Origin of the sequence: Allobosea sp. Root670 (assembly GCF_001429415.1) — a bacterium.
GTDB lineage: Bacteria > Pseudomonadota > Alphaproteobacteria > Rhizobiales > Beijerinckiaceae > Allobosea > Allobosea robiniae.
This window is the reverse complement of record NZ_LMJU01000018.1, coordinates 115,723-134,081: the sequence shown is the minus strand read 5'-3', so window position 1 is coordinate 134,081 and position 18,359 is coordinate 115,723. Positions and strand designations below refer to the sequence as shown.

Below are 18,359 nucleotides of genomic sequence, written 5' to 3'. Positions count from 1 at the left end.
ATGCATTCGAAGCGCATTGTTTATGATGTCGCGGAATAGACCGGCCCCTGTTCCACTCCGCTGAACGCCGCCCCGATTCTTCCCGGCGTTTCGCATCCCATCGCGACAAGCCGCACGCTGTCCATCGGCTCGTGCAAAGACGATGCGACAGGTAGAGTACCCGGCCCTTCCGCCATTTGGAGGATTGCTTGCACAGCCCGGCGCCTTCCATTTCCCGTCTCGACCTCCCCGGCTTCGCCGGCGCGCTCCTGCTCGGCCCCTGTCCCGGCCGGCGGCAAGAGACGTCGGATGACGCCGCATCGCAGACTGCCCTGGCGGAGGATCTGTCGCGTCTGGCGGGATTGGGCGCAACCGGCCTGCTCAGCCTCGTCGAAGCACAGGAATTTCCGGGTGGCATCGTCGGCTTCGCCGCCGCTGTCCGGGCAGCCGGGCTGGAATGGGCTCATCTCGCCATCCCCGATTACGGCGTGCCGGATGCGACCTTCATGGCAGGCTGGCGCGAGCTCGACCTGCCGCGCCGCCTGCGCGAAGGCGAGAGCTGGGCGATCCATTGCCGCGCCGGCCTCGGCCGCACCGGCACCATCGCCGCGCTGCTGCTGGTCGAAAACGGGGCCGACGCAGCCGACGCGATCGCGCAGATCCGCCGCGGGCATGATGCGGCCTCCGTCGAGACCGAGGCTCAGGAAAAGTTCCTGATCGCGCAGGAACAGGGCGCGCTCCGGCCTCCCATCGCCCGAAGCGCGCCCTGAACCCGCACCCCGTCACGGAGCCGAGACGGTGATGCGGCCCCTCATGTTGGGGTGGAAGCGGCAGTAATACTCCATCGCTTCGGCCTTCTGGAGCGTCAGCCGGCCGGTCTTCTTCGCGGGGATCATCACCTCCATCCCGCCCTTCACCGTGGCGGTATGGGCGAGGATGTCCCGGTTGACCCATTCAACGGTGTCGCCGACCTTCGCACTGACCTCCGCCGGGGTGAAGACCAGCTTGTCAACGATCACCTGAATGGTCTCCGCCCGCGCCGGGACGGCAGCAGCCGCCAGTATCACGGCCGCGACCGCCGGCAGATATCGCGCCACGCCCATGGCAGTGCTCTATTGCAGCTCGGCGGCGACATGCACCGCATGCTGCTCATGGCCCTGGAAGATCTTCAGGCCGGTTTCGAGCAGGCCCTTGAGCTCGGCATTGCTCGCCGACGGGATCAGCAGGGTCTGCAAAGCCCCATTCACCTGTTGGTGGAAGGCGACCTCGTTGGCGACATAGGCCTTGTCGAAGGCCTTGCCGCGCAACTTGGCGAGCGATGCCTTGGTCTTGCCGGCAGCATCGGAGAGGGAACGGCTGGTCGCATTGTCCTCCGGCTTGACCTTCAGCTTGGCGACAAGGGCGAGCGCCTGCTTGTTGACGGCCTCGTGGTCGCGCAGCATGTCCTTGGCGAAGGACACGACCACCTTGTTCCGCGATTTCACGATGGCCTGCTTGGCCGCTGCGACGTCGATCGCGCCCGCCGTATAGGCGATATGGGCGATCTGCGGGTCGGTCGGCTTGTCGGCAGCCTGCGCTGCGGTCGCCACTCCCAGCAATGCGAGAGCAAGCGCGAAGCTATACGTGCGAACAGACATGAATCCTCCTTCTCCGGGCCGCAAGAGCGAGCCCGAACCGTTTGTTTCATCGACCCTTATTGGATGCCGGCGCGGCCAAAACGTTCCCAGAATTTCAGGTGGGAATACCAAGTCTTTGCATCACGGCAGCGGTCAGGCGTTCGCAGCGCCGGCCCGCGAAGGGGAAGGCATCGAGCAGCACCGGGCCGATCTGCTGTTCCAGCTCCTTGCGCACCAAAAGCCGCGCCCGGTACAGCCGGGTCTTGACCGTCTCCGCCCGGATATCGAGGAGTTCCGCGGTTTCCTCGACGCTGCGCCCCTCGATCACTCGCGCCATGAACACGCCGCGATAGACGTCGGGGAGGTTGTCGGTCGCGCGTTCGACCAGTTGCAGGATCTGCCGCTGCGCCATCATTCGCTCCGGATCGTCGCCGCTGCTGCTGCCGGGAAAGGGGATGATCTGCGCGGGAACGCCCGGGTCCTCGGCGCGCAATGCCTTGTCCGCCCGCTTCTTCCGGCGCAGGCGGCCCAGCGCCTCGTTGAGGGTGATGCGCGACAACCAGGTCGAAAGCGTCGCCTCGCCACGGAAGCTGTCGAGGTGGCTGAAGGCCCGGACATAGGCCTCCTGCACCACATCCTCGGCCTCGCTGTCATTGCGGATCACCGCCCGCGCGATGCGATAGAGCGCCTGGTTATGCGTCGTCATGATCGTGCGGAAGGCCTGAGGATCGCCCGTGCTCGCACGACGGGCGAGATCGAGATCATCAGCCGAGGCGGAACCGGCATCGCGTGCGACCGTCGGAATGGATGGCATGATCTGTCCTCCTCGCCGCATCGGATGGCGCAGACCGTAAAAGGTTCCCGATGACCGATAGCGTGGCAAGCCGGCACGCTGTCGTTTGCAGCGGCGGCAAACCTGCTTAGGCTGCCACCCGAACGACAGACCGACCGTCACGAAGGATAAAAAGCCGTGCCGATGCCGACCCGACCGACCTCCCTGGGCGAAACACGATCGCCGAGGCCGTGATGGAGGATCGCGTCAACGCCTTCGTGCCCGGCCCGCGCATCCGCATCCCCGGCCGGGAAGGCGGGCCGCTCGCCGGACTGACCTTCGCCGTCAAGGACCTGTTCGACGTCGCGGGTACACCGACCGGCGGCGGCAACCATGACTGGGCCAAAGCCAATCCCGTCCCGGAGTGCCATGCCTGGGCGGTGCAGACCCTGCTCGATGCCGGCGCCGAGTTCGTCGGCAAGACCATCACCGACGAGGTCTCGCTCGGCATCCTCGGCGAGAACGCCTTCGACGGCACGCCGCTGAACACCGCCGCGCCTGACCGCGTGCCGGGCGGCTCCTCCTCCGGCTCGGCCGCGGCCGTCGCCGCCGGGCTCTGCGACACCGCATTGGGTACCGATACCGGCGGCTCGATGCGCGTGCCCGGCAGCTTCTGCGGGCTCTACAGCATCCGCCCGACCCATGGCCGGCTCGACCTGACCGGGCTGATGCCGCAGGCTCCGAGCTCGGACACAGCCGGCTGGTTCACGCGCGACGCTGCGACCTTCGCCCGCATCGGCACGGTGCTGCTCGGCGAGGCACCCGGCCCGCTACCGACCAAATTGCTGGTCGCCGTCGACGCCTTCGGCTTCGCCGACCTCGAAGTCGCAGCCGCACTGCAACCGATGGTCGCGCGGCTCGCTCGCGTGCTCGGCACCGCGCCGCACGACGAGATCATGGCGCCGCAGGGCCTGTCCGTCTGGGCGCGGGCACAGCGCAGCCTGCAGCCGGTCGAGGCCTGGCAGACCTTCCGCCCCTGGATCGAGCGGGACAATCCGCGCATGGCCTTCAGCGTCGCGGCCGGCCTGATCGCAGGCTCGCAGGTCCCGGTCGCCGAGCAGAACTGGGCCGCGCTGATGCGCGAAGAAGCCCGCGCAAGACTGCGCTACCTGCTGCCATCGGGCACGATCCTGTGCCTGCCGACCACGCCCTTCCCCGCGCCCTTGCGCGGCCTGCCGATGCCGGCACTCAGGCCGATGCGCGACCGCATTACCAGCCTCTGCGCGCAAGGAGGGCTGACCGGTCACCCACAGGTCAACCTGCCCGGCGCCCTTGTCGACGGCGCGCCCGTCGGCTTGTCCATCATCGGCGGACGCGGCACGGATGCCAGCCTCATCGCCGTCGCACAGGCCATGGAGGCCGCATCATCATGACCGACCTGACCCCGAACATCCCTGAAGTCGTGGCCGAGATCAGCGCCCGGTTCGAGGCCTACGAGCAGGCGCTGATCGACAAGAATGTCGACGTGCTGGACGCCGCCTTCTGGAACAGCCCCTACACGATCCGCTACGCGTTGCACGAGAACGGCTATGGCTTTCAGGAGATCCATGGCCACCGCGTCGCCCGTCCGCCGGGGCCGGGCATCAAGGAGAAACGGATTCGGCTGGAGATCCTGACGCTGGGCCGCGACATCGCCACCGTGAACCTCGAGTTCAAGGTGCGCGGGCGCGACGTCATCGGCCGGCAGAGCCAGAGCTGGGTGCGCTTTCCCGAACTGGGCTGGAAGGTGGTCTCAGCCCATGTCTCGACGATGGAGGGGCCGCGCCTCTGGTAGGCGCGGACCCGAAAACTCAACGCTTGCGGACGAACTCCGTCCGCAGCACGAGGCCCTTGATCGTGTCGTGGCGGCAGTCGATTTCCTCGACATTCTCCGTCAGGCGGATCGAACGGATCACCGTGCCCTGCTTCAGGGTCTGGTTGGCGCCCTTCACCTTGAGGTCCTTGACCAGAACGACGGAATCGCCGTCGGCCAGCACATTGCCGGCGGCATCGCGCACCACCGGAGCGGCGGCAGCAGCGGCCGCCTGCTTCACTTCCGAGGCCGGGCGCCATTCCCCGGTCGCTTCGTCATAGATGTAATCGTCGTCGGACATGTCTTTCCCGTCTTGCGTCCGGGCACTCGCCATCGGCCCGGTCAGGCGGGGTTACACGATGCCCGGCGACTTCTCCAAATCGGCGGCTAGACAGTGCCCAGCGGCTTCTCGGTCATCTCGGCCGCAATCGCCTCATCGATCGGCGTCTCGTAGGTCATCAGCATATAGCCGAGCACCGAATAGAAGCCGACCGTCGCGATCAGGTCGAACACCGCCTCGCGCCCGACCGCCGCGGCAAGCTCGGCTTCGAGGGAGAGCGACAGGCGCCTGTCGTCGAAGAGCGCATCGACCGCCCGGACGATCAGCCCGTCCTCACCTTCAGGGCTCCCGCGCAAAGCAGCGATGCGGGCATCGCTCATTCCCAGCACCCGCGCCCGGCTGACATGATGCGCCCATTCATAAGGCGAGCCCATGCGGTGCGCCGCGCGCAGGATCACGACTTCCGAGCGCACCGGCCCGAGCGCGCTGTCCTTGACGATGTGCTGCCGCAAGGGGCCCCAGGCCTTCAGCAGGGCCGGGTGATGCGCCATCGTCCGGTAGACATTGAGCGCGCCGGCAAAGCCGGTCTTCATCTCGGCGATCGCTTCGGGCCAGTCGGCATCGCTGATCGGCGGGCAGGGAGAAATCGTCATCGGAGGTCTCGTGAGGATCAGGGCGTGAGATATTTGGCGTAGAGAGCAGGCGCCCGGTCGGCCCAGATGCCCGTGAAGCTGCGATAGCGCGCGACCTCGGCGAGGTCGATCTCGACCCGCAGCACGTCCTCGCGATCATGGCCGAGCGCGCCAAGCACGCGGCCATCCGGTGCCACCGCGCAGGAGCGGCCGAAGAAGCGCTGCCCGCCGCGGCTGCCGCTGCGGTTGCAGCTCAGGAAGAAGACGCCGTTCTCGGTCGCCCGCGTGTAAGCGCGGTGGATAAAGAGGCCCTCGTCCGTCACCGGCGCAGTCTCCGCCCCGAAGGAGGCCCAGACCGAGGTCACGATGCTCGCGCCCTGAAGCGCAAGGATGCGGGTGATCTCGGGGAAGCGGATATCGTAGCAGACCTGCATGCCGAGCCGTGTCCCGAAGACAGGATAGGTGTCGATGCTGTCGCCGCCGCTGAAAAACAGCTTCTCGTTCTGCCACTGGTGGATCTTGGTGTAGTCGCCGACCACACCCTCCGGCCCGATCAGCAGCGAGGCATTGCGCATCACCCCGGCACGTAAGGCATCGCGCAGGCCGAGCCCGATGACGAGATGCACGCGATGCCTCGCGGCGAGCGCAACGAGCGCCTTGACCTCGTCGCCATCCGGCGCAGCGCAGGCCTCGTAGAGCGCAGCCCCGAAATGCGGGACATCGCTGACGACAGCGCCGCCCGGCACCAGCGGCTCGACATAGCCCGTGTTCGCCAGCTCCGGGAACAGGATGAGCTGGACGCCCTTTGCCGCCTCCGCTGCAACGAAGTCGTGAATGCGCCGGAAATTCTCGGCCGGCGCCAGGGACTGGACGTCCATCTGGACGAGGCTGGCGGAAATCATGTTGTAGCTCCGGCGATGCGGCGCCCGGCCGCGAAATCCCAGTCCCGCCCCGGTGCGGCGCTGATCAGGGCACGGGTATACTCGTGACGCGGCTGGCCCAGAACCTCGGCGGCCGGCCCCATCTCGACGACGCTGCCACGCTGCATCACCATCACCTCGTCGCAGATCTGCGCGGCCACACGCAAATCATGGGTGATGAACAGCACGGCGAGATTGCGCCGCTCCTGGATCTCGGCCAGCAGCGCCAGCACCTGCGCCTGCACGGAGACGTCGAGCGCCGAGACCGCCTCGTCCGCGACGATCACCTCCGGCTCCATCATCAGGGCGCGCGCGATGGCGATGCGCTGGCGCTGGCCGCCGGAGAACTGGTGCGGGAAGCGTTCGAGGCTGGTGCTGGGCAGGCCGACCACCTCCATCAATTCGCCCGCACGCTTCAGGGCGGTCTCGCGGTTCTCGCCGAGATTGAGCGGTCCCTCGATCAGGCTCTCGCCGATGCGCAGGCGCGGGTTGAGCGAGCGGTTCGGGTCCTGGAACACCATCTGCACGCGCCGGCGCGCCGGGGCCAGCGCCTGCTGGCCTTGCAGGTTGGCGATGTCTTGTCCGTTGACGCGGATCTCGCCGCCCGTCGGGTGTTCCAGCCGCATCAGGCAGCGCGCCACCGTCGATTTGCCCGAACCGCTTTCGCCGACGATGCCGAGCGTGCGCCCCCGCGCCAGCTCGAAGCTGACATCCTTCACCGCCCGCACGCTGCGGCTCTCGCGCCCCATCAGCTTCCCCAGCAGCGAGCCGAAGCTGAAGGTCTTCTCGAGATTGTTGATCTCCAGCACCGTTTCACCGCCAGACGAAGCGCGCGGCGCGCGCGGCGTCAGCGACGGCACGGATTGCAGCAGATCGCGCGTGTAGTCCTCGCGCGGCTGGCTCAGCACCTGCTCGACCGGGCCGGTCTCGACGATCTCGCCGCGGCGCATCACGCAGACCCGGTCGGCGATGTCGACGACCACGCCCATGTCATGGGTGATGAACAGGACGGCGGTGTTCTGCTCCTCCTGCAATTCGCGGATCAGGCTGAGGATCTGCTTCTGCGTGGTGACGTCGAGCGCCGTCGTCGGCTCGTCGGCGATCAGCAGTTTCGGCTTCAAGGCGAGCGCCATCGCAATCATCACGCGCTGGCGCTGCCCGCCGGAGAGTTGATGCGGATAGCTGTCATAGATCCGCTGGGGATCGGGCAGATGCACCGCCTCGAAGGCAGCGATTGCGGCCTCGCGACGCTCCTTTGGACGCATCTTCGTGTGCGCCCAGTAGACCTCGTCCATCTGCAGGCCGATCGTCAGAACCGGGTTCAGCGCCGTCATCGGCTCCTGGAAGATCATCGCCATCTCGGCGCCGCGCAGCGCCTTGGTCCGGGCCGGCGTCGCGGTGAGAATATCCTCGCCATTGAGCCTGACAGTCCCGGCGGTCGCGCGCAATTCGTCGCGCGGCAGCAGGTCCATCGCGACCAGCGAGGTCACGGACTTGCCGGAGCCGGATTCGCCGACGAGGCAGAGCGTCTCGCCGGGATGGATGTCGAAGCTGATGCCCTTCAGGATATCGCTGGGCTGGCGCCCCCGCGTCGCGACCTTGAGGTCGCGGACTGAGAGGACGGGCTGGGTCGCGGCGGTCGCCATCACGGAGCCCTCCCCTGCATCTTCGGATCGAGCCGGTCGCGCAGCGCGTCGCCGAGCAGGTTGATCGAAAGAATGCAGAGCGACAGCACGATCGCCGGCCAGAACACCAGCCAGGGATTGATCGCGAAATAGAGCCGCCCCTCGGCCATGATGTTGCCCCAGCTCGGAACCTCCGTGCCGATGCCGACACCGAGGAAGGAGAGCGCCGCCTCGGTCAGGATGGCGGAGGCGTACATATAGGTGCCCTGCACGATCAGCGGCGCGATCGTGGTGGGCAGCAGATGCTTGCGGATCAGCTTGCCCGGGCGGGTGCCAAGCAGCACGGCGGCGTCGACATAGGTCTCCTCGCGCGCCGCGATGACCCGCGCCCGGACGAGGCGCACCACCTGCGGGATTGCCGGGATCATGATCGCGATGATCACGGTGAGAAGCCCGCCGCGGACCAGCGCGACGATGGCGATCGCGAGTAGGATGCCGGGAATGGCCATCAGCCCGTCCATCATCCGCATCAGCACGCCGTCGATGCTGCGATACCAGCCGGCGATCAGGCCGAGCGGCAGCCCGATCACGATGGCGCCGATCGCGACGCCGGCGCCGACCAGCAGCGAGACCCGCGCGCCATAGACCACGCGCGAATAGAGGTCGCGGCCGAACGAGTCCGTGCCCAGCCAATAGATGTCCGAGGCCGGCTTCAGCCGCATCGCGGCGTTGAGCCTGGTAGGCTCGAAATTTGCGAGCAGCGGCGCGAACACCGCCATCACGATCACGGCGACGAGGACGATGACGGCGAGCGCCGTGGTCCAGTGCGGCGGATTGTCGAGCAGGCGGCGGCGCGGCAGCGCGCCCTGCGCGGGATTCGACGAAGCGCTCATTGGTAGCGGATCCTCGGGTCGGTCAGGGCATAGGAGAGGTCAATCAGCAGGTTGATCAGCACATAGGTGCCGGCCGTCAGCAGGATGATCGCCTGGATCAGCGGATAGTCGCGGGCGAGCACGCCATCGACCACGAGCCGCCCGAGACCGGGGATGTTGAACACGGTCTCGGTGACGACGACGCCGGAGACCATCATGGCGAAGCCGGTGCCGACCACGGTCAGGATCGGGATCGCGGCGTTGCGCAGCGCGTGGCGGAACAGCACGATCCGCTCGCCCAGCCCCTTGGCGCGGGCGGTGCGGACATAGTCCTCGCGCAGCACCTCCAGCATCGAGGCGCGCGTCATCCGCGAGACCAGCGCGATATAGAAGAAGGAAAGCGCCAGCCCTGGCATCAGGATGCGGTGGAAGAACGGGCCGAAGCCATCGGCCAGCGCCTTGTAGCCCTGCACCGGGAACCATTTCAGGTTGACCGCGAAGACCGCGATCAGCACGTAGCCGATCACGAAGATCGGCACGGAAAAGCCGACGACCGAGAGCGCCATCACGAAGCGGTCGACCATGCCGCCATGACGCCAGGCGGCGAGCACGCCGAGCGGCAGCGAGATCACCACCGTGAAGATCATCGCCATGATCGCGAGCGCCAGCGTCGGGCCGATGCGCTGGCCGATCATCTCCAGCACCGGGCGCTGCGAGATCAGCGAGGAGCCGAAATCGCCTTGCGTCATATTGGCGATCCACGCGACGAACTGGCCGGCGATCGGCTTGTCGAGACCGAGATTCTCGCGGATGGCCGCAAGCTGGGCGGGCGTCGCCTGGTCGCCGGCGATGGCCTGGGCCGGATCGCCCGGCGTCAAGCGCAGCAGCAGGAAGACGAACAGCGCCACGAAGAACATGACGGGGATCGCCATCATGAGCCTGCGCAGGAAATAGGAAGCCATGAAGCTCTCCACGCGCCTGGGCATCCGCCCGATGGACGATGCCGGAAACCGGGCCGGTCAGGCCGGGCGGCGGATCGCCGCCGCCCGGCGCTTCGGCGTTACTTGGTGACGCCCCAGAACAGGGTGATCGGGCCGGGCTGGAGATTCTTCAGCTTGGCATTCCAGGCCGCGACGGACTGGAACTCGCCGGCATTGAAGTAGAAGCCCTCGTCGAAGGCGATCTGCTGGATCTCCCGGGCGATCTTCTTCTGCTCATCAAGGGACGTTGCGGCGTTATAGGCGGTGCGCAATTCCTCGACACGGGCGCTTTTCGGCCAGCCCGCCCAGGCGGTATCCGAGCCCGAGCCGTCGAGCAGCGCATGCACGGTCGGGTTCCAGATGCCGGACACACCCCAATAGGTGAAGAAGAAGTTCCAGCCGCCCTGCGCCACCGGCTGCCAGCCGTTCTTGCGCGACTGCAGCGTGGCCCAGTCCATCGAGGCGACATCGACCTTGAAGCCGGCCTCGCGCAGACGCTCGGCCGCGACGATCGGCTGGGTCGAGAGGATCGTCAGGTCGGTCGGCTGCATCATCAGCACCGGGGTGCCGTCATAGCCGGAGGCCTTGAGCAGTTCCTTGGCCTTGGCCATGCGCTCCTTGGCGCTGCCCTTCAGGTATTCGGAGCCGGCATCGGAGGCGAGCGGCACGTCGCAGCCATAGACCGAGGCGCAGAGCTTGTAATACTGGCTGTCGCCGATCGCGGTCTGCATCAGCTGGTCCTGATCCAGCGCGTACATCGCGGCCTGGCGGACCTTCGGATTGTCGAAGGGCGGCAGGCGATGGTTGAAGCGACCGGTGACCTGGCTGCCCAGCGCGTTGATCGCGCCGGTCTTGATCTCGTCATTGGCCTTCAGCAGCGGCAGCAGGTCGATCGTCACCTGCTCGATCAGGTCGACATCGCCGGATTGCAGCGCATTGATCGAGGTCTGCATGTCCGGCATCGCCTTCCACACGACCTTGTCGACATTGATCACCTTGCCGCCGGCGGTCCAGCTCATCGGCTCGGAGCGCGGCTTGTAGTCCTTGTTCTTGACGTAGACGGCCTGGTCGCCCGGCCGGTACTGCTCCGCGACGAAGCGGAACGGGCCGGAGCCGATCATCTCGGTGACCTGCTTGCCCGCCGGCGTCTCGGCGAGGCGCTTCGGCATCATGAAGGGCGGCACCGGCGAAGGCTTGGCCAGCAGATCCAGCACCTGCCCGAAGGGCTTCGCCAGCTTGATCACCAGCACCTTGTCGGAGGTCGCCTCGATCGAGGCGACATGCGCCATCATGGTGCGGGCGGCGCCGTCATTCTCGCCCCAGCGCTTCAGCGAGGCCACGCAATCGGCGGCCGTGACCGGCGTGCCGTCATGCCATTTCAGCCCGTCGCGCAGCGTCAGCGTATAGGTCAGCTTGTCGGCCGAGACGGCGTAGTCGGCCATCTGCGGCTGCGGATTGTATTTGGCGTCCATGCCGAGCAGCGTGTCGAACACCATGAAGCCATGGGTGCGCACGATCTGGGCGGTGCTCAGGATCGGGTCGAGCGTCCTGAGCGGCGCCTGCATCACGACATTGAGCGTCGTCTCGGCCAGGGCCGGCATGGCAGAGAGGGAGCCCGCGAGCAGCGCGGCAGCCCCGAAAGTCTTGAACCGAAAACTCATTGTCATCCCCTTGTTTTTGGTTGCTTGGGTTGGTGGGCGTCGTCAGGCGGGAGCCTCGCTCCACGGATAGGCCCTGGCCGCATAGAGCTGGCGGTACGGGATAAGCCGCACATCGGCGGGGCCGAGATCGGGCGTGTCGACCACGAGAATCCGGTCGGCCATCGGCTCGTAATAGTCGCGAAAATGCGTCTTCGAGCGCAGCAGGATGACGTCGTAATCCTCCGGCTTCTCGCCGAAGATGAAGAACGGATCGCCATCGACCGCGAAGGCGAAATGCGAGACCACGGAGACCCGGATCGCACCGATCTGGATGAGCGCCGTCAGTCCGAGATCGACGAAGCTGCCGCGCTGGTAGCGCCCGGAGACGTTGAAGGATTTCGGCCCCGACCAGAGCACCCGCGCCACGGCCTCGACCGGCCCGCCGGTCTCCGGCGCGGTCTTGCCGGCAAGCGCGACCGTGATATCGGCGCCCTCGCCTGCCGCGTGGGCCTGAGCGGCCGTCTCGGGATCGAGCAGGAACGGCACGTTGACCCGCCCGACATCCCGCTTGAGCAGCGCCCGCAGCAGATGGGTCGAGTCGTTCATCCGGTCGGCATGCTCGAGCAACACGATCGGCCGGCCCGTCGCCGGCTTCCGCGCGACATCGGCCAGCGCCTCTTCGACGCTCAGGATCGGAATCGCATTGGCGATGGCTTTCCGCGCCGCGCGCAACCGGTCCGAAAAGGCCTGTGCCTTGGCTTCTGCCGCGTCCTGCCCGTCCCAGTCGAGGCAGATCACCGACATGCCGGTGTTGGCGCTGTCGGCATAGGAGAAACCGGCCATGACCGAGATGTCGCAATCGCCGGCCTGCTCGGCAGCGCGCGCCTCGGCGATGATCGAGGCCAGCGGCTCCAGCGCCGTCGCCGACATGATCGAGGGAATGACGACATCGGGCCGCGCCACCGCGAGGCCGGGCCGGCGCCCCTCGCGCAATAGCCTGAGCAACGCACGCGCCGCGCGCTCGCCGGTCTCGCCCATGTCGATATGCGGGGAGTGGCGATAGGCGACGGCAATATCGGCGCCGCGCAAGGTCTCGCGATCGATATTGCCGTGATAGTCGAGTGCGACCGCGATCGGCAGCGCCGGGAAAGCTGCGCGCACGGTATCGATGACATGACGCTCGACATCAGCGTAACCCGCCGCCCAGCAGGCGCCGTGCAGGAACAGGATGACGCCGTCGAGCGGCTCGCTGCGGGCGAGCCCGGAGATGATCTCGCTGGTGTAATGCGCGACTGCCGCGTCCGCCGTCGGCCCGAGCGCACCGAGCAGCGTGTGGAACAGCGGCACGAACTCCGCCCCTTCCGCCTCGCAGATCTTCAGGCAGCCGCCGGGCACTGTATTGGTGCCGCGGAACCGCTCCGTCAGCTTCGCGCCCCGTACGCAGACGCGCTCGAACTCCGCCAGCTCCACGATCTGCGGAACGGCCGTGACCGATTCGAGATTGAAGCCGGCGAAGGCGATGCGTGCTGCCATGGCGACCGTCAGCTCCTGACCGCCGCGTCGATCGCGCCGCCGATGCGCTCGACGATCTGGTCGATCTCTTCCGGACGGATGATGTAGGGCGGTGCCAGCAGGACATGGTCGCCGATCCGGCCGTCGATGGTGCCGCCCATCGGGTAGCAGAGCAGGCCGCGCGCCATCGCCTCCTTCTTGATCCGGGCATGCATCTTCAGCGCCGGGTCGAAGGGCGTCTTCGTCTCCTTGTCGGCGACGATCTCGATACCGCGGAACAGGCCGCGTCCACGGATATCGCCGACATGAGCATGCTGGCCGAGCCGCGCGTCGAGCCCGGCCTGGAGGCGCTCGCCCATCAGGCGGACATTCGCCAGCATCTCCGGCTGCGAGATCAGTTCGACAACCTTGAGCGCCGCCGCCGCAGCCATCGGATGGCAGATATAGGTGTGGCCGTGCTGGAACAGGCCGGAGCCCTCGGCGAAGGCGCGGTAGATCCTGTCGGAGAGCAGCACCGCGCCGATCGGCTGATAGCCACCGCCGAGCCCCTTGGCGATGGTGACGAGGTCGGGCGAGATGCCCTCCTGCTCACAGGCGAACATCGTGCCGGTGCGGCCCATGCCGCACATCACCTCGTCGAGGATCAGCAGCACGCCGTATTTGTCGCAGATGCTGCGGATGCGGGTGAAGTAATCCGCGACCGGGCCAACGGCGCCGAGCGTCGCGCCGACCACTGGCTCGGCGATGAAGGCGATGACCTCGTCCGCGCCGAGCTCCAGGATCTTGGCCTCCAGCTCGTCTGCCAACCGGGCTGCATAGGCTTCCGGCGTCTCGCCGTCCCTCTGGTCGCGATAGGCGTAGCAGGGCGAGACATGGTGGGTCTCGGGCAGGATCGGCTGGAACTGCGCCCGCCGCCAGGCATTGCCGCCGGCCGCCAGCGCTCCCAGCGTGTTGCCGTGATAGCTCTGCCGGCGCGCGATGAAATGCCGGCGCTGCGGCTGGCCGATCTCGACGAAATACTGCCGCGCCATCTTCATCGCGGCCTCGACGGCCTCCGAGCCGCCGGAGACGAGATAGACGTAGTCGAGCCCCTCCGGCGCCAGGCCGACCAGCCGCTCGGCCAGCTCCTCGGCGACATCGGTGGTGAAGAAGGAGGTGTGCGCGTAGGCGATCCGGTCCATCTGCGCGCGCATCGCGGCCATGACCTCGGGATGGCCGTGGCCGAGGCAGGAAACGGCTGCGCCACCCGAGCCGTCGATATAGCTGCGACCATCGTTGTCGGTGATGAAGATGCCCTGCCCCGCAGCGGCTTGCGGCAGGCGGCCGCCGATCGAGCGATGGAGAATCCTGGTCATCTCGGCATTCCCGGACTGGCGCGGACAGAGCGCCGCGGCGCGCAGCCTCATGACATGCTCAATGAAGGAATGCAACATTTGTTTTATATGATACAAATAAGATACGATTGAGTCTTAAACTGTTTCAGCGAAACGCGCTGTTGCAACGCCCTCAAGCCTGAGGGAAAGCCGAGAAACCGTTTGAAATCCGTCCGCCGCGCGGGAATGGTCGCGATCGGACAGAGAAGGGCGCGATTCAAATGTTGCAGGCCGATCCCTTGCGCGAGCGCATCGTCAGCCTCTTCGAGGGCATGTCCCCGCAATTGCGGCAGGCGGCGCGCTACATCATCGAACACCCGCAGGAGGTGGCGCTGGTCTCGATGCGCGAACTCGCGCGCAATGCCGGCGTGCAGCCCTCGACGATGACGCGGCTCGCCAAGTTCCTCGGGCTTGCCGGCTATGACGATATCCGCGCCCATCATGCCGAGGCGATCCGCTTCCGCGTCGATGGCTTCGCGGCGCGCGCGATGCAGAACGACGACAGCGAGCAGGACATGGCGGCCGCGCAATTGTCGCGCCGCATGCTGCAGGGCCTCGCCGCCCAGATCGCGCGCCTGACGGAGCCGGCCTCGCTGGAGCGCCTCGCCACTGCCGCCGATCGCCTCGCACAGGCCCGCCGGATCTACGTGCTCGGCCTGCGTTCATGCCATTCGGTGGCCTGGCATTTCCATTACGTGATGACCCTGCTCGGCGAGAAGACTGTCCATCTCGACGGCCCGGCCGATACGGTCGGCGACGGGCTGATCCGGGCCGGGGCGGAAGACGTCCTGCTCGCCATCTCGATCAACCCTTATGCTCTGCACAGCCTCGAACTGGCGCAGCTCGCGCGGGAGAAGGGCCTCGGCGTCATCGCGATCACCGATAGCGAGGTTTCGCCGCTGGTCGGCATCGCCGATCTGGCGATTCTCTGCTCGACCGAGAGCCAGAGCTTCTTCCATACGCTGGCGCCGGCGCTCGCGATCTCCGAGGTGCTCTGCGGCCTGCTCGCCAACAAGGACCGCACGGCGGCGCTCGCCGCCCTCCAGCGCGCCGACCGTCACCTGCTCTCGCTCAACACCTATGCGACGGCGATCCCGCGCCGCCGTATCTGAACGCCCTGTCGCCGCCCGCTTCAGGGCCGCTCCCGCCGGGCGACACCGGCACGGCACATTTATCCCGACGGCTGCGGCATGCAGGCCCTATGATCCGACAGGCCAAAGCCGTCATCGACGTTGAGAAACCGGCACAGGCCGGTCTGGAAGAAGGAGACGCCTCGTGACTGATACCCTCTTGATCCGGAATGTCCGCCCGGCCGGCGGCGCGTCGACGGATGTGCTGGTCCGTGACGGGCGCATCGCCGCGATCGGCGCCGGCGCGACCGGGTGCGACGCGAGTTTCGATGCCGGCGGCCGCCTGATGATTCCCGGTCTGGTCGAGGCGCATACCCATCTCGACAAGAGCTTCTGGGGCATGGGCTGGCACAAGCACACCGCCGGCCCCGCCTTGATCGACAAGATCGAGACCGAGCGCCGCAACCGCCGCGAATTCGGCATCGACGCCGACCGCCAGTCTGGCCGGCTCGTCGCCCAGATGGTCAAGCTGGGCACCACCCATATCCGCAGCCATGTCGACATCGACACCGAGACCGGCATCGCCGGCATCGAGGGCGTCATGGCCATGCGCGAGCGGCTCAAGGATGTGATCGACGTCGAGATCGTCGCCTTCGCGCAGTCCGGCCTGCTGATCCGGCCCGGTACGCTGGAACTGGTCGACCGGGCGATGGCGCTCGGCGCCGAAATCGTCGGCGGTCTCGATCCCTGCGCGGTCGACCGCGATCCGAAGGGCCATCTCGACGCGATCTTCGGCCTCGCCGAGAAATACGGCCGCCCGCTCGACATCCATCTGCACGAGCGAGGCGAGATGGGCGCCTTCTCGATGGACCTCATCCTCGAGCGAGTGCGCGCAATGGGCATGCAGGGCAAGGTTGCGATCAGCCATGCCTTCTGCCTGGGCATGCCCGATATCGACCATGCCCGCCGGCTGATCGACGATCTCGCGAAGGAGCGCATCGCGCTGGTCACCACCGCGCCGGCGAGTTCACCGGCCCCCGCGGTCATGGCCTGCCTCAAGGCCGGAATCGTCATCGCCGGCGGCTCGGACGGCGTGCGCGACAGCTGGAACCCCTATGGCATGGGCGACATGCTGGAGCGCGCGACGCTGGTCGGCCTGCGCAACAATTTCCGCCGTGACGAGGAGATGGAGCTGGCGCTCGACGTCTGCACCTATCAGGGCGCCAAGGTGATGGGCATCGAGAACTACGGTCTTGAGGTCGGCTGCACCGCCGATTTCGTGATCCTGCCCGGCGAGACCATCTGCGAAGCGATCGTCGAGCGCCCGGCCGACCGCACGGTCGTCAAGCGCGGCAAGATCGTCGCCCGCCACGGCGAGCTGACCCGGCCGATCGCCTGACGAATCGATCCGGGTCACAAGCGACGGCGCGGGGCCTCAAGCCTCGCGCCCGAGCAGCTTGAGCGACTGCGCCTTGTGCCGGCGATAGAGCGGATTGCCGGGGTCGGAGGCGATCGCGATCTCGATCGCCGCGATCGCCTCCTCGTGCCGGCCGAGCGAGCGCAGGCTGTTGCCCTTGTGAAAGGCGAAATCGTAGCGGCCGGGATCGCGCGCGAGCAGCTCGTCCATCACGGCGACGGCGGCCTCGTGGCGACCGAGTTCCCGCAGATAATTCGACTTGTGATAGCGCAGGAACGGGGCTTCGGGCTTCTTCGCCACGCCCGCATCGAAGGCCGCCAGCGCGGCTTCCGGCTGCCTCATCGCCCGATAGGCATAGGCGATGTAGAAATGGAACTCGACCTCGTCAGGGCTCGAGGCCAGCACCGTCTCGAAGGTGCGGATCGCCTCTTCGTGGCGCCCGAGCTCATGGAGATAATAGCCCTTGTAATAGGTGAGATCGGCATCGGCAGGATGCTGCGCCAGCGCGGCTGCGATGATGGCCAGCGCCTCCTCGTAGCGCTCCGCCTTCTCGGCCTGTTTCGCCTGCCGGATCACGGCCGCGCCCGGGCCGGCCGCGGCGCCCTCGCCCCTGAAGATCGCCAGCACGCGCTCCTGACCGAGGGCCTGCGCATGCTCCAGCGAGGACTTGCCGTCCCGATCCCTGAGATGCGGGTCGGCGCCCGCCCCGACCAGCGCTTCGACCACGTCGCCATAGAGCCGGCCGCCATCGCCGAGGATCACGGTTTCCAGCAGCGCCGACCAGCCGAGATCATTGGCGCGGTCCACCGGGATGCCGGCTGCCAGGCACACCCGGACCGCGCGCAGAAACCCCTTCTCGCTCGACGGCAGCAGCGGCGTGCCGCCGAAGCGATTGACGCTATGCGGATCGGCGCCCGAGGCGATGGTCAGCTTCAGGATCTCGTTGAAGCCGTTCGCCCCGGCGCAGAGATAGGGCGAGAGCATGGTGATGTCGCGGGCATTGACGTCGCTGCCGGCCGCGATCAGGCGCCGCGCCAGCGGCAGGTCGTTCTTCTGGGTCGCCGCCATCAGCGCCGTCCGGCCGGTCGCGTCCATGACGTCCACCCTGGCACCTTCCGCGAGGAGGCGCTCGACGGCGGCCATGTCGCCCTTGTCGGCGGCGGCGATCAGGGACGGAGTGACGGAAGGGGCGTTCATCGGTCTTCCCTATCCCCGCAGGCGCGCCCGCACCAGTCTCGTCGAGACGCTGCGGGTCCATAGCGCCTGCAATGGCAATGCGCTCGAAACCGCGCGACGCCGCGAACTCTCCGAAAACGGCCCGCTGCCGGCGCGATAAGATCAGGGCGAACGCAGCACCGGCCTCGCGATGCCGGGGAAATGCCGACGGTCCAGATCGACCTCGATATCCCTGAAGATGGAGGATGCGGCGGAGGCCACGGGACGCAGTGAATTCCTTCCCCGAGCCTGCGAAAACTTGGAACACCCTGCGATTGACCCGACCCGAAAACCCCGGGATGCTCGAAGCCATCGGAGCGATCCGATCGCGGGATTTGTCGGAGCAGCTTGCGCCGCGTCAACAACGCTAAAAGCACCACGCGATGTCGTGGGCTCCTGAGATGGAGACACGCGCGTGGTCTATGCTCTGATCGTCAACGGCCTGCTGCGGCTATCCGCCTTCCTGCGCTGGACGCGTACCGGATAAGACGCCCCCGGCTCCATCGGCCACTCCCAGGCAGCGGATCCCGCGCAGGAGCCTCAAACTCAGGGCTCGGGAATCGCCTTGCCTCGGCGCGACCGGCCTGTTAAACGTTTTTCTGTA

At 67.1% G+C, this 18,359-nt stretch carries 18 protein-coding genes; 5 read left to right on the top strand and 13 right to left on the bottom strand.

The features are described from left to right. Positions 1 to 188: 188 nt before the first annotated feature. Positions 189 to 749: a hypothetical protein gene (locus tag ASE61_RS21790; RefSeq protein WP_061970518.1), complete on the top strand. Its 561-nt coding sequence runs from the start codon at positions 189 to 191 to the stop codon at positions 747 to 749. A gap of 12 nt (positions 750 to 761) precedes the next feature. On the opposite strand, the gene ASE61_RS21785 is transcribed toward ASE61_RS21790, so the two are convergent. The 3 genes from ASE61_RS21785 to ASE61_RS21775 form a co-directional block, all read right to left on the bottom strand. Continuing rightward, on the bottom strand, positions 762 to 1,082 hold the full coding sequence (locus ASE61_RS21785; RefSeq protein WP_061970516.1) for a cupredoxin family copper-binding protein: 321 nt from the start codon (positions 1,080 to 1,082) through the stop codon (positions 762 to 764). A 9-nt stretch (positions 1,083 to 1,091) separates the two neighbouring features. Beyond that, positions 1,092 to 1,616, bottom strand: a complete 525-nt coding sequence (locus tag ASE61_RS21780) for a DUF4142 domain-containing protein (RefSeq protein WP_061970515.1) — start codon at positions 1,614 to 1,616, stop codon at positions 1,092 to 1,094. Positions 1,617 to 1,710: 94 nt separating this feature from the next. Then, complete coding sequence (locus ASE61_RS21775) at positions 1,711 to 2,409, bottom strand: RNA polymerase sigma factor (protein ID WP_061970513.1); 699 nt, start codon at positions 2,407 to 2,409, stop codon at positions 1,711 to 1,713. Between the two features lie 212 nt (positions 2,410 to 2,621). Between ASE61_RS21775 and ASE61_RS21770 the strand changes: the two genes are divergently transcribed. Then, positions 2,622 to 3,800 (top strand): amidase, encoded by a 1,179-nt coding sequence (locus tag ASE61_RS21770; protein WP_061970511.1) that lies wholly within the window; start codon positions 2,622 to 2,624, stop codon positions 3,798 to 3,800. Beyond that, positions 3,797 to 4,201, top strand: coding sequence for an AtzH-like domain-containing protein (locus tag ASE61_RS21765; protein ID WP_061970510.1), 405 nt, complete (start codon positions 3,797 to 3,799; stop codon positions 4,199 to 4,201). Before ASE61_RS21770 ends, ASE61_RS21765 begins: the two co-directional genes overlap by 4 nt. Before the next feature lie 16 nt (positions 4,202 to 4,217). Here the strand turns inward: ASE61_RS21765 and ASE61_RS21760 are convergent, their stop codons facing one another. The 9 genes from ASE61_RS21760 to ASE61_RS21720 form a co-directional block, all read right to left on the bottom strand. Next, on the bottom strand, positions 4,218 to 4,520 hold the full coding sequence (locus ASE61_RS21760) for an alkylphosphonate utilization protein (RefSeq protein WP_061970508.1): 303 nt from the start codon (positions 4,518 to 4,520) through the stop codon (positions 4,218 to 4,220). Positions 4,521 to 4,606: 86 nt separating this feature from the next. Continuing rightward, positions 4,607 to 5,152, bottom strand: coding sequence for a carboxymuconolactone decarboxylase family protein (locus ASE61_RS21755; protein ID WP_061970507.1), 546 nt, complete (start codon positions 5,150 to 5,152; stop codon positions 4,607 to 4,609). A 17-nt stretch (positions 5,153 to 5,169) separates the two neighbouring features. Next, positions 5,170 to 6,033, bottom strand: coding sequence for a carbon-nitrogen hydrolase family protein (locus ASE61_RS21750; protein WP_061970505.1), 864 nt, complete (start codon positions 6,031 to 6,033; stop codon positions 5,170 to 5,172). After that, positions 6,030 to 7,697, bottom strand: coding sequence for an ABC transporter ATP-binding protein (locus tag ASE61_RS21745; protein ID WP_061970504.1), 1,668 nt, complete (start codon positions 7,695 to 7,697; stop codon positions 6,030 to 6,032). Before ASE61_RS21745 ends, ASE61_RS21750 begins: the two co-directional genes overlap by 4 nt. After that, positions 7,697 to 8,569, bottom strand: coding sequence for an ABC transporter permease (locus ASE61_RS21740; RefSeq protein ID WP_061970502.1), 873 nt, complete (start codon positions 8,567 to 8,569; stop codon positions 7,697 to 7,699). The genes ASE61_RS21745 and ASE61_RS21740 overlap by 1 nt, the downstream gene beginning before the upstream one ends. Continuing rightward, the gene (locus ASE61_RS21735; protein WP_061970501.1) at positions 8,566 to 9,510 is read right to left on the bottom strand and encodes an ABC transporter permease; all 945 of its coding nucleotides are present in this window, start codon (positions 9,508 to 9,510) and stop codon (positions 8,566 to 8,568) included. The genes ASE61_RS21740 and ASE61_RS21735 overlap by 4 nt, the downstream gene beginning before the upstream one ends. Positions 9,511 to 9,608: 98 nt before the next feature. Continuing rightward, positions 9,609 to 11,189: an ABC transporter substrate-binding protein gene (locus ASE61_RS21730; RefSeq protein WP_061970499.1), complete on the bottom strand. Its 1,581-nt coding sequence runs from the start codon at positions 11,187 to 11,189 to the stop codon at positions 9,609 to 9,611. A gap of 42 nt (positions 11,190 to 11,231) precedes the next feature. Then, positions 11,232 to 12,701: a M81 family metallopeptidase gene (locus ASE61_RS21725; RefSeq protein WP_061970498.1), complete on the bottom strand. Its 1,470-nt coding sequence runs from the start codon at positions 12,699 to 12,701 to the stop codon at positions 11,232 to 11,234. 8 nt (positions 12,702 to 12,709) lie between these two features. Continuing rightward, the gene (locus ASE61_RS21720; protein ID WP_061970720.1) at positions 12,710 to 14,035 is read right to left on the bottom strand and encodes an aspartate aminotransferase family protein; all 1,326 of its coding nucleotides are present in this window, start codon (positions 14,033 to 14,035) and stop codon (positions 12,710 to 12,712) included. 239 nt (positions 14,036 to 14,274) lie between these two features. Here ASE61_RS21720 and ASE61_RS21715 point away from each other — a divergent pair, with 239 nt between their 5' ends. Beyond that, complete coding sequence (locus ASE61_RS21715) at positions 14,275 to 15,165, top strand: MurR/RpiR family transcriptional regulator (protein ID WP_061970496.1); 891 nt, start codon at positions 14,275 to 14,277, stop codon at positions 15,163 to 15,165. Between the two features lie 163 nt (positions 15,166 to 15,328). Beyond that, the gene (locus tag ASE61_RS21710) at positions 15,329 to 16,522 is read left to right on the top strand and encodes an amidohydrolase family protein (protein ID WP_061970495.1); all 1,194 of its coding nucleotides are present in this window, start codon (positions 15,329 to 15,331) and stop codon (positions 16,520 to 16,522) included. A gap of 36 nt (positions 16,523 to 16,558) precedes the next feature. On the opposite strand, the gene ASE61_RS21705 is transcribed toward ASE61_RS21710, so the two are convergent. Next, the gene (locus ASE61_RS21705; RefSeq protein ID WP_061970493.1) at positions 16,559 to 17,737 is read right to left on the bottom strand and encodes a tetratricopeptide repeat protein; all 1,179 of its coding nucleotides are present in this window, start codon (positions 17,735 to 17,737) and stop codon (positions 16,559 to 16,561) included. Between the last annotated feature and the right edge of the window lie 622 nt (positions 17,738 to 18,359).

Bases quoted from the DNA above. Each gene is read 5' to 3' on its own strand.
- ASE61_RS21760 (WP_061970508.1), bottom strand. From the start codon at position 4,520: ATGTCCGACGACGATTACATCTATGACGAAGCGACCGGGGAATGGCGC.
- ASE61_RS21720 (WP_061970720.1), bottom strand. From the start codon at position 14,035: ATGACCAGGATTCTCCATCGCTCGATCGGCGGCCGCCTGCCGCAAGCC.
- ASE61_RS21735 (WP_061970501.1), bottom strand. From the start codon at position 9,510: ATGGCTTCCTATTTCCTGCGCAGGCTCATGATGGCGATCCCCGTCATG.
- ASE61_RS21750 (WP_061970505.1), bottom strand. From the start codon at position 6,033: ATGATTTCCGCCAGCCTCGTCCAGATGGACGTCCAGTCCCTGGCGCCG.
- ASE61_RS21770 (WP_061970511.1), top strand. From the start codon at position 2,622: ATGGAGGATCGCGTCAACGCCTTCGTGCCCGGCCCGCGCATCCGCATC.
- ASE61_RS21745 (WP_061970504.1), bottom strand. From the start codon at position 7,697: ATGGCGACCGCCGCGACCCAGCCCGTCCTCTCAGTCCGCGACCTCAAG.
- ASE61_RS21715 (WP_061970496.1), top strand. From the start codon at position 14,275: ATGTTGCAGGCCGATCCCTTGCGCGAGCGCATCGTCAGCCTCTTCGAG.
- ASE61_RS21705 (WP_061970493.1), bottom strand. From the start codon at position 17,737: ATGAACGCCCCTTCCGTCACTCCGTCCCTGATCGCCGCCGCCGACAAG.
- ASE61_RS21730 (WP_061970499.1), bottom strand. From the start codon at position 11,189: ATGAGTTTTCGGTTCAAGACTTTCGGGGCTGCCGCGCTGCTCGCGGGC.
- ASE61_RS21725 (WP_061970498.1), bottom strand. From the start codon at position 12,701: ATGGCAGCACGCATCGCCTTCGCCGGCTTCAATCTCGAATCGGTCACG.
- ASE61_RS21775 (WP_061970513.1), bottom strand. From the start codon at position 2,409: ATGCCATCCATTCCGACGGTCGCACGCGATGCCGGTTCCGCCTCGGCT.
- ASE61_RS21785 (WP_061970516.1), bottom strand. From the start codon at position 1,082: ATGGGCGTGGCGCGATATCTGCCGGCGGTCGCGGCCGTGATACTGGCG.
- ASE61_RS21740 (WP_061970502.1), bottom strand. From the start codon at position 8,569: ATGAGCGCTTCGTCGAATCCCGCGCAGGGCGCGCTGCCGCGCCGCCGC.
- ASE61_RS21765 (WP_061970510.1), top strand. From the start codon at position 3,797: ATGACCGACCTGACCCCGAACATCCCTGAAGTCGTGGCCGAGATCAGC.
- ASE61_RS21755 (WP_061970507.1), bottom strand. From the start codon at position 5,152: ATGACGATTTCTCCCTGCCCGCCGATCAGCGATGCCGACTGGCCCGAA.
- ASE61_RS21780 (WP_061970515.1), bottom strand. From the start codon at position 1,616: ATGTCTGTTCGCACGTATAGCTTCGCGCTTGCTCTCGCATTGCTGGGA.